This window comes from Bacillus sp. ZY-1-1, from assembly GCF_003047165.1.
Taxonomy (GTDB): domain Bacteria; phylum Bacillota; class Bacilli; order Bacillales; family Bacillaceae; genus Bacillus; species Bacillus velezensis.
Genome location: NZ_CP027061.1, coordinates 3,293,472 through 3,307,500, shown reverse-complemented (window position 1 = coordinate 3,307,500; position 14,029 = coordinate 3,293,472). Strand labels below are relative to the sequence as shown.

The window sequence follows — 14,029 nt, the reverse complement described above, 5'->3', positions numbered from 1 at the left end:
GGACTGTCTCTTTTGTTGGGAGAAACACTTCCTTCTGCTTTTCACACGAGTGATTATTTTATCCGAAAACATAAACGGCCCGTTCCGAGAGTTCAAGTCGGCCGCTTCTGCTCTCAGCTTCAGCGCGCGGCTCTGAATGATATCAGTGACGGATTGGCCAGTGAGCTGCATGAAATAGCTGCGGCAAGTTCAGTTACGATAGAAATTGAAGAACAACTTCTGCCGGTGCATCCGGATTTGCCTGAGGCAGATTCTGAGTGGAAGAAATGGGTGTTATTCGGCGGTGAAGATTTTGAATTGGTTGGAACGGTTTCTCAGCAAGAGTGGACCTCTCTGCTTGATTACTGCACTCAATCGGGCATTCCGATTGCGAAGATAGGGGCGGTATCTGAACGGAAGGAAGCATGTGTTCTTTTGACAGCCAATGATCAGAGACAAATCGTCCTTGAGAAAAAAGGATACAATCATTTTAAATAAGACGGGTGACTCACTTTGAAGACATTACAATGGAGAACGAAAAACCCCGAAGAAACGAAAGCCGTAGCCAAGCTTGCCGCTTCTTTGGCAAAGCCGGGAGACATTTTGACACTGGAAGGCGACTTAGGCGCGGGAAAAACGACTTTTACAAAGGGTTTTGCCGAAGGACTGGGAATCACGAGAGTGGTAAACAGCCCGACTTTTACAATTATAAAAGAATACCATGACGGTTCGATTCCTCTATATCATATGGACGTGTATCGTATGGAGGATGAAAGCGAAGACTTAGGGCTTGAAGAATATTTTGAGGGACAAGGCGTCTGTTTAATTGAATGGGCTCATTTAATTCAGGATCAGCTGCCTGCTGAACGGCTGCAGATCGTCATCAAGAGAGCCGGTGATGAGGCAAGGGACATTACCTTTACGGCTTGCGGAACACGGTATGAAACGCTTTGTGAGGAGATAAATAAACATGACAATACTGGCAATTGATACGTCAAATTACACGCTGGGTGCCGCGCTCGTTCGAGAGAAAACGGTGATGGCGGAGTATATTACATATTTAAAAAAGAATCATTCCGTGCGGGCGATGCCTGCTGTCAATTCATTGCTGAAGGATTGCGGCCTAACACCGCAGGACCTTACGAAAATAGCGGTGGCGAAAGGACCGGGATCGTACACAGGTGTCAGAATCGGTGTGACGCTGGCAAAAACATTAGCATGGTCGCTGAAGCTTCCGGTTTCCGCTGTCTCGAGCCTGGAGGTGCTGGCGGCTAACGGACGGCACTTTCAAGGACTGATCTGCCCGTTATTTGATGCCCGGCGCGGACAGGTATATACGGGGCTTTATGAATATCAGGACGGCCGCTTACAATCCGTTCTTCCTGATCAGAATGTCCTTTTGACTGATTGGCTCGGCATGCTGAAAGAAAAAGCGTCTCCGGTTTTATTTTTAGGGCATGATACAGCCATTCATGAAGAAACCATTCTGCATGGGCTGACATCTCAAGCAGTGATAGGAACGGCTGCACAGCATAATCCGCGGCCGTCAGAGCTGGCGTTTTTAGGCTTGGAAAAAGAAGAAGCGGATGTCCACAGCCTTGTTCCGGATTATTTGCGTCTGGCAGAGGCTGAAGCGAAATGGATGGAATCTCAAAAATAGGGTGATAGGGATGAAAACGAAAACGGCGATACGAAGCATGCGGCCGGAAGATATTGATCAAATTTATGAAATTGAAACAGCATCCTTTACTTCTCCGTGGACGAAGGATTCATTTTATCATGAGCTTTTGGAAAATCCGTATGCCCACTACCTTGTCATTGAAAAGGACGGCTGTCTGGCGGGGTATTGCGGAATCTGGATTATTATAGATGACGCGCAGATTACGAACATAGCCATTAAGCCGGAATATCGGGGCCAATCGTTGGGAGAAGCGCTGTTTCGCTCTGCGATAGAATTGTGCAGAGAAAAAAAGGCAAGAAGGCTCTCTCTCGAAGTCAGGGTCTCAAATCATCCCGCCCAATCCTTATATAAGAAATTCGGTCTTCAGGCCGGAGGAATCAGAAAACAATACTATACAGATAACGGGGAAGATGCGTTATTAATGTGGGTGACATTACATGAGTGAAAAACAAGATATTTATGTATTAGGAATCGAAACAAGCTGTGATGAAACTGCGGCCTCAGTCGTGAAAAACGGAAAAGACATCATTTCAAACGTTGTCGCTTCTCAAATTGAAAGCCATAAACGTTTCGGCGGGGTCGTGCCTGAAATAGCGTCCAGACATCATGTGGAGCAGATTACCCTTGTGATTGAGGAAGCTCTTTCAAAGGCGGAGATGGGCTTTGATGATCTTGATGCGATTGCCGTAACGGAAGGACCCGGACTTGTCGGAGCCCTGTTAATCGGGGTCAATGCGGCAAAGGCGTTAAGCTTTGCCCATCAAATACCGTTAGTCGGCGTCCATCACATTGCGGGCCATATTTATGCAAACAGGCTGATAGGAGAGCTTCAGTTCCCGGCGCTTGCTTTGGTTGTGTCAGGCGGACATACGGAATTGGTTTATATGAAAGAGCACGGTTCATTCGAGGTTATCGGTGAAACGCTGGATGATGCCGCAGGCGAAGCTTACGACAAAGTGGCAAGAACGATGGGGCTTCCTTATCCGGGAGGGCCGCAGATTGATAAGCTGGCTGCTGCGGGAACGGATTCCATTCCGCTTCCGCGTGCGTGGCTGGAAGAAGGGTCTTACAATTTCAGCTTCAGCGGCCTGAAATCAGCCGTGATTAACACGCTTCATAACGCCTCGCAAAAAAATGAGGTGATTCCTCCGGAGGATCTTGCCGCAAGCTTTCAGCAGAGTGTCATTGATGTACTGACGGCAAAAACCTCTAAGGCCGCGAAAGAATACGGGGTTAAACAAGTGCTGCTTGCAGGGGGCGTAGCCGCTAACAAAGGGTTGAGAGCCGCACTGCAGCGGGAATTCAGCCATTCGGGAGATCCCGAGCTTGTCATCCCGCCGCTTTCTTTATGCACGGACAATGCAGCGATGATTGCGGCTGCCGGAACCGTTGCTTTTGAAAAGGGGATCCGGGGCTCGTACGATATGAACGGACAGCCCGGTTTGGAATTAACATCCTTTGATCGTCTCACGTTGTAAAACGTGAGGCTTTTTTTTACTTATTAACAGATAATTCTAACATATCCACAGGATTGTGAATATATTCAGAAATCCAGTCTGGATAAGGGACTGAAAGTTGTTAGTAAAGTGGATAAAGTCAGAAAATTTTGTGGATAGTGTGTATAAAACGCTTACTTAAATGGCTGACAAGGAGGATAGCTGTGGATAAAAAAGCACCTCTTAAAGAGGTGCTTGACTTTTTCTATTCTTCTGAGGAGAGTTCCTCCCATTCTGCTAATAAGTTTTCGAGCTCTTGATTCAGGGCTTCATTCTCCGCGTGAATGGTCTGTACTTTTTCATGATCCTGATACACGTCAGGATCGCACAGCAGCTCCTCATTGGCACTGATTTTCTCTTCGGCGGATGAGACGGCCGCTTCGATTTCTTCAATGCGTCTCAGGCGCTGCCGTTCTTTCTTCTTCCATTCTTTTTCTTCCTCGTAAGTTCTTTTCGTATCCTGTTTGACCTTGCCGGCAGGCTGAGCCTGCTCCTTTTCCTGACGCTTCATTTCTTCCAGTTCCAGCTGCTGTGCTTTTTTCTCGGTGTAATAGTCATAGTCTCCCAAATATTCTTCTGCATGATCAGGTGACAGCTCCAGCACTCTTGTGGCGATCCTGTTAATAAAGTAGCGGTCATGCGATACAAATAACAGGGTTCCCGGGTAGTCGATCAGGGCGTTTTCCAGCACCTCTTTACTGTCCAGGTCAAGGTGGTTTGTCGGCTCATCAAGGATGAGAAAATTTGCTTTTTGAAGCATCAGCTTGGCAAGCGCGACTCTTGCTTTCTCACCGCCGCTTAACGAACGGACCGGTTTCAGGACATCGTCTCCGCTGAACAGAAAGTTGCCGAGGCATGTTCTGATCTCTTTTTCCGCCATGTCCGGATATTCATCCCACAGCTCGTCCAGCACGCGTTTGGACGAGGTCAGTTCAGCCTGCTCCTGATCGTAATAGCCGATTGTGACATTGGAACCGTACGTGATCGACCCGGATTCCGGACTGATTGTATTCATAATCGTTTTCAGCAAGGTTGATTTGCCGATTCCGTTCGGTCCGACGAGGGCGGCGCTTTCGCCTCTTGTAATGCCGAAGGTCAGGTTTTTCAAGAGCGGCGGCTGGCCGTCATAGCTGATGGAAACATCCTGTACGCGCAGGACGTCGTTTCCGCTCTGTTTTGTAATGTCAAAACGGAAGGCGGCGGATTTCTCATCCCCGAGCGGCTTTGCCATGACGTCCATCCGTTCAAGCTGTTTTCGTCTGCTTTGGGCTCTTTTCGTTGTAGAAGCTCTGGCCAGATTGCGGTCGACAAAATCTTGAAGCTTGGCGATTTCGTCCTGCTGTTTTTCATACAGCTTCAGGTCTTTCTCATACTGCTCAGCTTTTTGTTCTAAATAGGCGCTGTAGTTGCCGAGGTATTTTTTGCTTTCTGTCCGTGAGACCTCGTACACTTGGCTGACGACTTTATCAAGAAAGTATCTGTCGTGGGAAACGATCAGGATTGCGCCTGAATATCCCTGTAAATAATGCTCAAGCCATGTAAGCGTATCGATGTCGAGATGGTTCGTCGGTTCATCCAGAATAAGCAGATCAGGCTGGGTCAGCAGCAGTTTTCCGAGCGCAAGCCTTGTTTTCTGACCGCCGCTCAGGCTTTGCACTTTCACGGAATCGTCAAATTTTCCGAAGCCGAGTCCGTGAAGGATAGATCGGACGTCCGCTTCATATTGATAGCCGCCTTTATCCTTGAAATCCTGCTGAAGCCTGTCATAGGTTTTCATCAGCGTTTCAAGCTCCGCGGGGGCGGCCGTGGCCATCTTTTCTTCAATAGAGCGCATCTCTTTTTCCATTGCTTTCAGGAAATCAAAAACGCTCAGCAGTTCTTCTTTTATGGTAAGCTGGGATTCCAAGCCTGTGTGCTGGGCAAGATATCCCATCGTTAATTCTTTCGGTTTGATTAATTCACCCTTTTCATATGAAAGGTGACCTGCGATAATTTTAAGGAGAGTTGATTTGCCGGCTCCGTTTCTGCCTACTATGGCGATGCGATCCCGAGATCTGACTTCAAGCTTTATATTGTTTAAAATAGGATCAGCGCCAAAAGATTTGGATAGCTGATTAATTTGTAAGATCATCATATTATTTCACCTCTGTTATAATAAGTTAAGTGTAGCTTATCAACCTGCTGTCAGCAAACAATACATCAGAATTGGAACATTATAGGAAAAGACATCAGGGAGAAAATAGTGTATGATCAGAAGTAAGGAGAGTTTAAATATGAATGGATTTTCTCATTTTAATGAAGAAGGCCGTGCCCGCATGGTGGATATAAGCGATAAATCTTCAACAGTCCGTACTGCCGCTGCGATATCCAGCGTACACATGAAGCATGACGTGTACAGCAGAATCAAAAACCGCGAGATCGGAAAAGGAGACGTGCTGGCTGTCGCACAGGTGGCAGGAATTATGGCCGCAAAGCAGACGTCAGCGATTATCCCGATGTGCCACCCGCTTTCTTTAAGCAGCGTCGACATTTCATTCGGCTGGGAGGAAAAGGATTCCGAAGCCGTTCTTCATATACAGGCAAGCGTAAAAACGAAAGGGAGTACAGGTGTGGAAATGGAAGCGCTAACTTCCGCTTCAGTCTGCGCTTTGACCGTGTATGACATGTGCAAGGCGCTGGATAAAGGAATGGTCATCGGCCCGACCTGCCTCATGGAAAAAACAGGAGGCAAAAACGGTGATTTTAAAAGAGATGCATCTGAGTATAAAGTGGAGGACCAATCATGAACAAGGATCAATCAAAAATTCCACAGGCGACGGCAAAACGGCTGCCGCTTTATTATCGCTTTTTAAAGAATTTACACGCGTCAGGAAAGCAGCGCGTTTCATCGGCTGAACTGAGCGATGCGGTAAAAGTCGATTCGGCCACGATCCGCCGGGATTTTTCCTATTTCGGGGCGCTCGGCAAAAAAGGATACGGCTATAATGTGGATTACCTGCTGTCATTTTTCAGAAAAACACTGGATCAGGATGAAACGACGAACGTCATTTTGATCGGTGTCGGGAATTTGGGGACGGCGTTTCTTCACTATAATTTCACAAAAAATAATAACACAAAAATATCTATGGCTTTTGATGTGAATCAGAGTAAAATAGGAACTGAGGTAGGCGGTGTGCCTGTCTTTGATCTTAATGATTTAGAGCTTCACATAAAGGATGAACCCGTGGCGATTCTTACCGTTCCGGCGGTTGCCGCCCAGTCAATCACCGACCGGCTCGTGTCGCTCGGAATCAAGGGAATCCTTAACTTTACGCCGGCCCGTTTGAATGTGCCGGATCACATTCGAATTCATCATATAGATTTAGCAGTAGAGCTTCAATCATTGGTTTATTTCTTAAAGCATTATTCTGTTTTGGAAGAAATTGAATAGCGAAAGGAGGAGCTGCACATGATCGGTCCTGGAAGCCTGGCGGTTATCGGTGTGGTGGCGGTGATTATTTTCGGTCCGAAGAAGCTTCCCGAATTAGGAAAAGCGGCGGGGGACACGCTTCGTGAATTTAAGAACGCTACTAAGGGATTAGCCGGTGAAGAAGAGGAAAAAAAGAAAGAAGAACAGTAAGATAGGATGACGCGTATGAGAGTGAATCAAATGACGCTTGTGGAGCATATTGCCGAACTTCGGAAACGATTGCTGATTGTGGCGTTATCCTTTACGGTTTTCTTTATTGCCGGCTTTTTTCTGGCAAAACCTATCATTGTGTATCTTCAAAAAGCCGATGAAGTAAAAGAGCTCACCCTTAATGCTTTTAACCTGACGGATCCGCTGTTTATCTTTTTGCAGTTCGCGTTTATCATCGGCATCATTTTGACTTCGCCGATTATTCTCTATCAGATTTGGGCGTTTGTCAGTCCGGGTCTGTATGAGAAGGAGCGCAAAGTAACACTCAGCTATATTCCGATTTCGATCGTGCTGTTTGTCGGCGGTGTGTCGTTTTCTTATTATATTTTATTTCCGCTGGTCGTTGATTTTATGAAGCGGGTCTCGAATGACCTGGATGTCAACCAGGTAATCGGGATCACCGAGTACTTTCATTTTCTGCTGCAGCTGACGATTCCGTTCGGGCTGCTGTTTCAGATGCCGGTGCTGATCATGTTTTTAACGAGACTCGGTGTTATCACGCCGAGGTTTTTATCGAAGATCAGGAAGTACGCATATTTTGTGCTGCTCGTGATCGCCGCGATGATTGCGCCGCCTGAGCTGCTGTCTCATTTGATGATTACCATTCCGCTTTGCATTTTATACGAGATCAGTATCCTGATTTCAAAAGCGGCGTATCGGAAAAGGCAGACCGGCAGTGAATCTGACCAGGACGTATCAGCATAAAAAAAGCCATTTCTCAATGATGAGAAATGGCTTTTCTTTTATTATTTTTGGTTTTTCTTCACTTTAAATGAGAAGGCGAACATTTTAAACGAGATGCTGATATTATAAGCGGCGAAAACCATCAGCAGTATGGAATAAAAAGACCACATGCTTCCCGGAGAGCTTGCGGCCAAATACGTAAAGATACAGCCGACTGCGAAATAAATCAAGCCCCAAGTCATTGGGTTCCTCATACAAACAATCCTCCAATAATTAATTGCATTTGCTCACTATGCTGTTCAATATATTTTTGGGCGGGGCCGAGCTGCATGACCACGACAATGGTATTCATCATGACATGGGCGAATATCGGCACAATAATCCGTTTCGTCTGCACATACAAGAACGCAAAGGTAAAGCCCATGGCCGTATACAGCAGCAGGTGCGTGAGGTCTTGATGCACAATGCCGAAAATGACGGAACTGATCAGTCCGGCGATAAAGAAATTCGTTTTTTCATATAATACACCGAAGATGATCTTCCGGAAAATGATTTCTTCAAGAATCGGCCCGACGATAGAAGAAACGATAATCATGAGCGGCATGGCTTTAATAATGTTAAGAATGGCTTTCGTGTTTTCGGAACCGCTGCCCACATGAAAGACATACTGCTCAATCATCCCGGCGATTCCCTGAGAAAATAAAGCGAGCCATATTCCCGCGACCGCCCAGAGAACGGACATGCCGGCGGATGCTTTCTTCCCGTTTCTTAATGTCTGTTTCGGCGCGGTTCTCAAAATCAAGAGAACGATAAACAGGCAGATAAAAAAGCTTACGACGGAATAAATCCCCTGAGCCATGGTGAGATTCGCATTCGTAGGGTGCCCGCCCGCATAGCCGAATTTGTACATTAAAGGAATGCCGATCAATGCGGAAAGCTGCATGATAACATATGTCAAAATGATATACCAATACTGTTTTCTCAAATGATATGTACTCCTTTATCCTATAAAATCAACTTATTTGTTCTTATTGTAACACAAGTGAACTTGACGTGAAAAAAGGAGAAAATCAGTGCGAGAGAGAATCATGTAAGCGTGAAAATTTTTTATTCTTATGACTTGAAATTGGAAGTGAGATTCTTTATTATAATAACTGTGTTAGCACTCTTTAGAGCTGAGTGCTAAAATTACATATTCATACTATTGAGGAGGTTATTACATTGTTAAAGCCATTAGGTGATCGCGTTGTCATTGAACTCGTAGAATCTGAAGAAAAAACTGCCAGCGGAATCGTATTACCGGATTCTGCAAAAGAAAAGCCGCAAGAAGGCAAAATCGTGGCAGCCGGTTCAGGTCGCGTGTTGGAAAGCGGAGAGCGCGTTGCTTTAGAAGTAAAAGAGGGCGACCGCATTATCTTCTCAAAATACGCCGGTACTGAAGTGAAATACGAAGGTACTGAATACTTAATCTTACGTGAAAGCGACATTTTAGCTGTAATCGGCTAAGCAAATAAATATTTTTAAAAATTCGAGGAGGTTTCGTTAACATGGCAAAAGATATTAAGTTTAGTGAAGAAGCACGCCGCGCTATGCTTCGCGGTGTCGATGCGCTTGCTGACGCTGTAAAAGTAACTTTAGGGCCAAAAGGACGCAACGTGGTTCTGGAGAAAAAATTCGGTTCTCCGTTAATTACAAATGACGGTGTGACAATCGCAAAAGAAATTGAACTTGAAGACGCGTTTGAAAACATGGGTGCGAAGCTTGTAGCTGAAGTAGCCAGCAAAACAAACGACGTTGCCGGTGACGGTACGACGACTGCGACTGTACTTGCGCAGGCTATGATCCGCGAAGGCCTGAAAAACGTAACTGCGGGAGCTAACCCTGTCGGCGTACGTAAAGGTATGGAACAAGCCGTAACCGTGGCAATCGAAAACTTAAAAGAAATTTCTAAGCCGATCGAAGGCAAAGAGTCTATCGCTCAGGTTGCTGCGATCTCTGCTGCTGATGAGGAAGTCGGAAGCCTTATCGCTGAAGCAATGGAGCGCGTAGGAAACGACGGCGTCATCACAATCGAAGAGTCTAAAGGCTTCACAACTGAGCTTGAAGTTGTGGAAGGTATGCAATTCGACCGCGGATATGCGTCTCCTTACATGGTGACTGACTCTGATAAGATGGAAGCGGTTCTTGACAATCCTTACATCTTAATCACAGACAAAAAAATCACAAACATTCAAGAAATCCTTCCTGTGCTTGAGCAAGTTGTACAGCAAGGCAAACCATTGCTTCTGATCGCTGAAGATGTTGAAGGTGAAGCTCTTGCTACACTCGTTGTCAACAAACTTCGCGGCACATTCAACGCTGTTGCCGTTAAAGCTCCTGGCTTCGGTGACCGCCGTAAAGCAATGCTTGAAGACATCTCTGTTCTTACAGGCGGAGAAGTAATCACAGAAGACTTAGGCCTTGACCTGAAATCTACTGAAATCGGACAATTGGGACGCGCTTCTAAAGTTGTAGTAACGAAAGAAAACACAACAATCGTAGAAGGCGCCGGCGACACTGAAAAAATCGCTGCTCGCGTCAACCAAATCCGCGCTCAAGTGGAAGAAACAACTTCTGAATTCGACAGAGAAAAATTACAAGAGCGTCTTGCGAAACTTGCCGGCGGCGTAGCTGTCATCAAAGTCGGCGCTGCGACTGAAACTGAGCTGAAAGAGCGTAAACTTCGCATCGAAGACGCCCTCAACTCAACTCGCGCAGCTGTTGAAGAAGGCATCGTATCCGGCGGTGGTACAGCGCTAGTCAACGTATACAACAAAGTCGCTGCAGTGGAAGCTGAAGGCGATGCGCAAACAGGTATCAACATCGTGCTTCGCGCGCTTGAAGAGCCGATCCGTCAAATCGCTCACAATGCGGGTCTTGAAGGATCTGTCATCGTTGAGCGCCTGAAAAACGAAAAAATCGGCGTAGGCTTCAACGCTGCAACTGGCGAATGGGTAAACATGATCGAAAAAGGTATCGTTGACCCGACAAAAGTTACACGTTCAGCCCTGCAAAACGCAGCTTCTGTAGCAGCAATGCTCTTAACAACTGAAGCCGTTGTCGCTGACAAACCGGAAGAAAACGCCGGCGGCGCAGGAATGCCTGACATGGGCGGCATGGGCGGCATGGGCGGAATGATGTAATCATTGACATTTTGAGTGTATCATACTGGTTCCTTTTTGATGAACAGGGATCAATTAATACAGTCTCTATAAAAAAGAGACCACTTCCTATTTTAGGAAGTGGTCTCTTTTTTTAAAAAATTTGTAATACAGATTAATACTAAAAAACAAAAAAGTGTAAAAAAACGAAACATTTTATAGTATTATCAAATAAAGTATAAAAATTGTAAAAGGGTGAACTTTAGTGTCTTTAAATTCAGAATACCAAGATGTAAATCTAGCTGATAAGAGATTTTGGAGAGAATTGGGGGTTTCTATTGATTCAATAATGGAGTTTGAGCCACTCATTATCAATTCTCAATTGCAAAATACTTTAAATAAACAAAAAAAAGATGTTATTGCTGATTTATGCATCTTATACAATATAAGAGTGGACGAAAGAAAAGAGAATAATATTACTTCTTTATTGAATATAGACTTAGACAAAAAAGAGAGATACTTATTCTTCAAGATTTTAAAAATAGAAGAAGAAGTGCAATAAACAAGTATTATAAATACAAATTTGAGAGTGAAACTGAACAATTTAATTCTTCAACTTTAGTTAAGTTAAAGCATCTAATTGATAATTCCTTGCAAACAATGATTGATATTTATACTCTCTACTCGTGGGATATAAAGAATACAGGTGACTTATATACCTTTGAAAAGAAAATATCAAAAAAAGAAGCTTTAAAAATACCGAATGAATATAAAGAGACCTTAGTAGATGCATTGTTTGCAGGAGTGGACAGAAAGTACAAAGTTTTTTCTTATTTGAATATAAATTCGAAGATTATTGTTATACTGTATAAACAAATCAATGATGCTACTCGTCCCGACTTTGACAAAGCACTAAGAAATAAGGAAGTAGTTCCACTGCTATTCTGTATCGATGTTGATGAGAAAACCATAGAGATAAAGGGAGCTTCTGAAAAGGAAAAAGGAAGACTTATAAAGTACTTTAAAGAAAATTTTAATGGATGCTATCCTACATTAGTAAAGACGGAGATTTTTAATGATTATTCACCGGAAGATGTAATTATAGCTTTTACTAAAGGCATTTCACCCAATAAAGCTGAACTTAATGATTTTATAGTAAATAAAATAACTTTTAGAGAAAGTCCTATTAGTAACTCGCCAAAAGTAACTTTGGAGTTGGAGAATCAGGATATTTGGCCATCAGTTATTTATGCACATATAAATAATTGTATAAATCTAAAAAGCCTTAAGGATATAGAAAGCCTAACAATAAAATCTAAAGGAAAAAGTAGGAGCATCCGATCCATTATTTTGGAGAGCGGCAATGTTTTATTTACAATGAACGATAGTAGGTTAGATGAAGAAACTAAACAAAATATCGTGAAGAATTTCAATCTTAAGTTTGGAATACCACTTAATCAAGAAATTATAAATTCAAAATTTGAAGCAGGCAAAGCAGACAAAGTGGATTATATAATGGGAATAAAAAAGGAAGATAATTTAGATTCAGATGCTTTGGAAGTTCTTCAAGAACTCAAAGAAAATTCAATAATTGATCCTATAGTTAAGAGAAATTTTTATTGTTCAATATGTAATTTGGAGCGTGAAATTACGGAAGAGATAGATTTGAATAATGGATGTCCAGAATGTGAAAACCCAGATTTGAAAATAAAGAATATAAATGAGTATAGCTTGAATTTAAAATCAATTAAAGCATTTATTAGAAAATCTTTGAAGAAATTAGATAGTTGGGATATATCTAAAGGTGAATCAAATTTAGTTCTAGGTGAGAATGAACTTTATAGCTTTTTCAACCTAAAACATAAAGAACAAGATGAAACATTTCAGGTATTAATTACTGATCAGAGTATACCCCTTTCAATTATAAATAGATTAAAAACGATGATGACACCAACAATTATAATTTTAATTGGTCAATTAGAAAAATTTTCTCATTCTTATAATAGTGATTGCCTACACTCTATTACATTTGGTAATATATATGTAAGAGAGGAACAAATGTTCCCATACTTGTACTCTAAAGTAATATCAAATTTAAAGCAAAGATTTAAATCTTACGTCCATAATGCAGCTAGTATTGCAGCAACCTCTTTGAGTTCAATTGTTGAAAGTCCATCTCTTATTAGTTCAAAGAAGTATACTAATAAAAAATTTGAAGATGACATTTATGCAATTCTTAAAGATTTGTTTCCAAACTCTATAAAGTGGGGAAAGGAGGCTAGTGGAAAAGCTCTTCCTGAAGGAATTTTTGCAATTACCCATTTTCAACGTGGTGCAACAGAAAACGAAATCAAACGTGTTTTTTCTTATGACTGTAAGCTAAATGAGGACAATAAAGGCTACAATTTAACAAAAAGTGAACAGAGAAAAGCTACAGAATATGTAAATAAATTAAATGATAATGATATTATTAAAAATTTTAGCGATAAGAAAGAGCTGACGGGTCATATTTTTATTTCTAATAAATTTAAAGAGGCACAATTTACAACTATGCAAGAGCATTTCTATGAGAATTTGGGAGAAAACTCAAATGCTAGGCCTGTATTTATTACTTTGGATGTATTATTGAAAATCCATAAACTGTATAGAGATAACTATGTTCATCTATCAAATTCTAGAAATATCTTCAGTAAATACCTTATTCAGATGTTTTCACAAGAAGTGATAACCCCTGAAATCGTAGATAAAGTTTTTAAGAAAATATTAAATAGAAATGTTCGAGAGTATGATCAATTAGATACTGATGCTGTAAATGAATTTATGGATGAAGATTTAATCTAGAAAGGTGAATTGACATACAATGAAACAGTTATCAGTTAGTAAAAATGCATTTGATGCATATATCAATTACTTTAAAAGGAATATTGATATGAAAATATCTTCACTTTATAATGAGGATTTTGTATTTACTACTAATGATAAATATTTGAGTTTTACTTTTCTTGATAAAGTTGCTTTGGTAACAGTCAATAATAATGAAATTATTGAAGAAATAACTCTTTTAAGTTACGAGTATTTTATTACCGATAATTTTATAAAAGAAATAATGAATTTAACATGTCTTCCTCCAAGATTAAAGAGATATAAAAAAATGGGTACTTTAAGATTTAAACAAGAACTTATAGAAAATTTCCAACTGGGGAATTTTTGTTCTGAGGGAGAAAACAAAATATTGTGGACTGCTTATAATTTAAGGTTTCAGTTAAATAATGATTCAATGAGACTTGAAAATTTAAAACTATCATAACTTGTAATATAACAACGAAACCCGATATGAGTTTCGTTGTTATATTTTATGAATCTATGAATT

17 protein-coding genes (1 of these 17 running past the window's edge) are annotated in these 14,029 nt (G+C 41.9%); 14 read left to right on the top strand and 3 right to left on the bottom strand.

Translation table 11 applies throughout. From position 1 onward, the window contains the following. The 5 genes in view from thiL to tsaD are tightly spaced (at most 15 nt apart) and all read left to right on the top strand, a layout consistent with a single transcriptional unit that may run on beyond the window. Positions 1-477: the 3' end of a thiamine-phosphate kinase gene (thiL, locus tag C5I45_RS16460; RefSeq protein WP_107994520.1), read on the top strand. Its footprint begins 501 nt before the window's first position; only the last 477 of its 978 coding nucleotides appear in the window; its start codon lies beyond the left edge, outside the window; it ends in the stop codon at positions 475-477. Between the two features lie 15 nt (positions 478-492). After that, positions 493-969: a tRNA (adenosine(37)-N6)-threonylcarbamoyltransferase complex ATPase subunit type 1 TsaE gene (tsaE, locus tag C5I45_RS16455; protein ID WP_003155999.1), complete on the top strand. Its 477-nt coding sequence runs from the start codon at positions 493-495 to the stop codon at positions 967-969. Further along, complete coding sequence (gene tsaB, locus C5I45_RS16450; protein WP_025853946.1) at positions 950-1,639, top strand: tRNA (adenosine(37)-N6)-threonylcarbamoyltransferase complex dimerization subunit type 1 TsaB; 690 nt, start codon at positions 950-952, stop codon at positions 1,637-1,639. Before tsaE ends, tsaB begins: the two co-directional genes overlap by 20 nt. A 10-nt stretch (positions 1,640-1,649) precedes the next feature. Continuing rightward, entirely contained in the window at positions 1,650-2,105 is a 456-nt protein-coding gene (rimI, locus tag C5I45_RS16445) for a ribosomal protein S18-alanine N-acetyltransferase (RefSeq protein WP_003155993.1), read from the top strand. After that, positions 2,098-3,138: a tRNA (adenosine(37)-N6)-threonylcarbamoyltransferase complex transferase subunit TsaD gene (tsaD, locus tag C5I45_RS16440; RefSeq protein ID WP_014304467.1), complete on the top strand. Its 1,041-nt coding sequence runs from the start codon at positions 2,098-2,100 to the stop codon at positions 3,136-3,138. The genes rimI and tsaD overlap by 8 nt, the downstream gene beginning before the upstream one ends. Before the next feature lie 223 nt (positions 3,139-3,361). On the opposite strand, the gene C5I45_RS16435 is transcribed toward tsaD, so the two are convergent. Continuing rightward, entirely contained in the window at positions 3,362-5,290 is a 1,929-nt protein-coding gene (locus C5I45_RS16435; RefSeq protein ID WP_025853948.1) for an ABC-F family ATP-binding cassette domain-containing protein, read from the bottom strand. Positions 5,291-5,429: 139 nt separating this feature from the next. Here C5I45_RS16435 and moaC point away from each other — a divergent pair, with 139 nt between their 5' ends. The 4 genes from moaC to tatC are packed head-to-tail and all read left to right on the top strand — an operon-like array spanning position 5,430 to position 7,540. Next, complete coding sequence (gene moaC / locus C5I45_RS16430) at positions 5,430-5,942, top strand: cyclic pyranopterin monophosphate synthase MoaC (RefSeq protein WP_003155986.1); 513 nt, start codon at positions 5,430-5,432, stop codon at positions 5,940-5,942. Continuing rightward, on the top strand, positions 5,939-6,586 hold the full coding sequence (locus C5I45_RS16425) for a redox-sensing transcriptional repressor Rex (RefSeq protein WP_003155984.1): 648 nt from the start codon (positions 5,939-5,941) through the stop codon (positions 6,584-6,586). The genes moaC and C5I45_RS16425 overlap by 4 nt, the downstream gene beginning before the upstream one ends. Before the next feature lie 18 nt (positions 6,587-6,604). Then, positions 6,605-6,775 carry a twin-arginine translocase TatA/TatE family subunit gene (locus C5I45_RS16420; protein WP_003155981.1) on the top strand — a complete coding sequence of 57 codons (171 nt, stop codon included), beginning with the start codon at positions 6,605-6,607 and terminating at the stop codon, positions 6,773-6,775. Positions 6,776-6,781: 6 nt separating this feature from the next. Next, on the top strand, positions 6,782-7,540 hold the full coding sequence (gene tatC / locus C5I45_RS16415) for a twin-arginine translocase subunit TatC (RefSeq protein ID WP_007609791.1): 759 nt from the start codon (positions 6,782-6,784) through the stop codon (positions 7,538-7,540). A gap of 41 nt (positions 7,541-7,581) precedes the next feature. Here the strand turns inward: tatC and C5I45_RS16410 are convergent, their stop codons facing one another. Next, positions 7,582-7,773 (bottom strand): YdiK family protein, encoded by a 192-nt coding sequence (locus tag C5I45_RS16410; RefSeq protein WP_003155975.1) that lies wholly within the window; start codon positions 7,771-7,773, stop codon positions 7,582-7,584. Then, a complete protein-coding gene (locus tag C5I45_RS16405; RefSeq protein ID WP_024084962.1) occupies positions 7,770-8,504 on the bottom strand; it encodes a CPBP family intramembrane glutamic endopeptidase in 735 nt (244 codons plus the stop codon). Before C5I45_RS16405 ends, C5I45_RS16410 begins: the two co-directional genes overlap by 4 nt. Positions 8,505-8,740: 236 nt before the next feature. On the opposite strand from C5I45_RS16405, the gene groES reads away from it, so the two are divergent. From groES to C5I45_RS16380, 5 genes are all read left to right on the top strand, one after another. Further along, positions 8,741-9,025: a co-chaperone GroES gene (groES, locus tag C5I45_RS16400; RefSeq protein ID WP_003155970.1), complete on the top strand. Its 285-nt coding sequence runs from the start codon at positions 8,741-8,743 to the stop codon at positions 9,023-9,025. A gap of 41 nt (positions 9,026-9,066) precedes the next feature. Then, a complete protein-coding gene (gene groL / locus C5I45_RS16395) occupies positions 9,067-10,701 on the top strand; it encodes a chaperonin GroEL (protein ID WP_003155941.1) in 1,635 nt (544 codons plus the stop codon). A gap of 223 nt (positions 10,702-10,924) precedes the next feature. Beyond that, positions 10,925-11,221 carry a hypothetical protein gene (locus tag C5I45_RS16390; protein WP_107994519.1) on the top strand — a complete coding sequence of 99 codons (297 nt, stop codon included), beginning with the start codon at positions 10,925-10,927 and terminating at the stop codon, positions 11,219-11,221. An 89-nt stretch (positions 11,222-11,310) separates the two neighbouring features. Beyond that, positions 11,311-13,500, top strand: a complete 2,190-nt coding sequence (locus C5I45_RS16385) for a hypothetical protein (RefSeq protein ID WP_107994518.1) — start codon at positions 11,311-11,313, stop codon at positions 13,498-13,500. Between the two features lie 19 nt (positions 13,501-13,519). After that, a complete protein-coding gene (locus C5I45_RS16380; RefSeq protein WP_107994517.1) occupies positions 13,520-13,966 on the top strand; it encodes a hypothetical protein in 447 nt (148 codons plus the stop codon). Positions 13,967-14,029 lie beyond the last annotated feature (63 nt).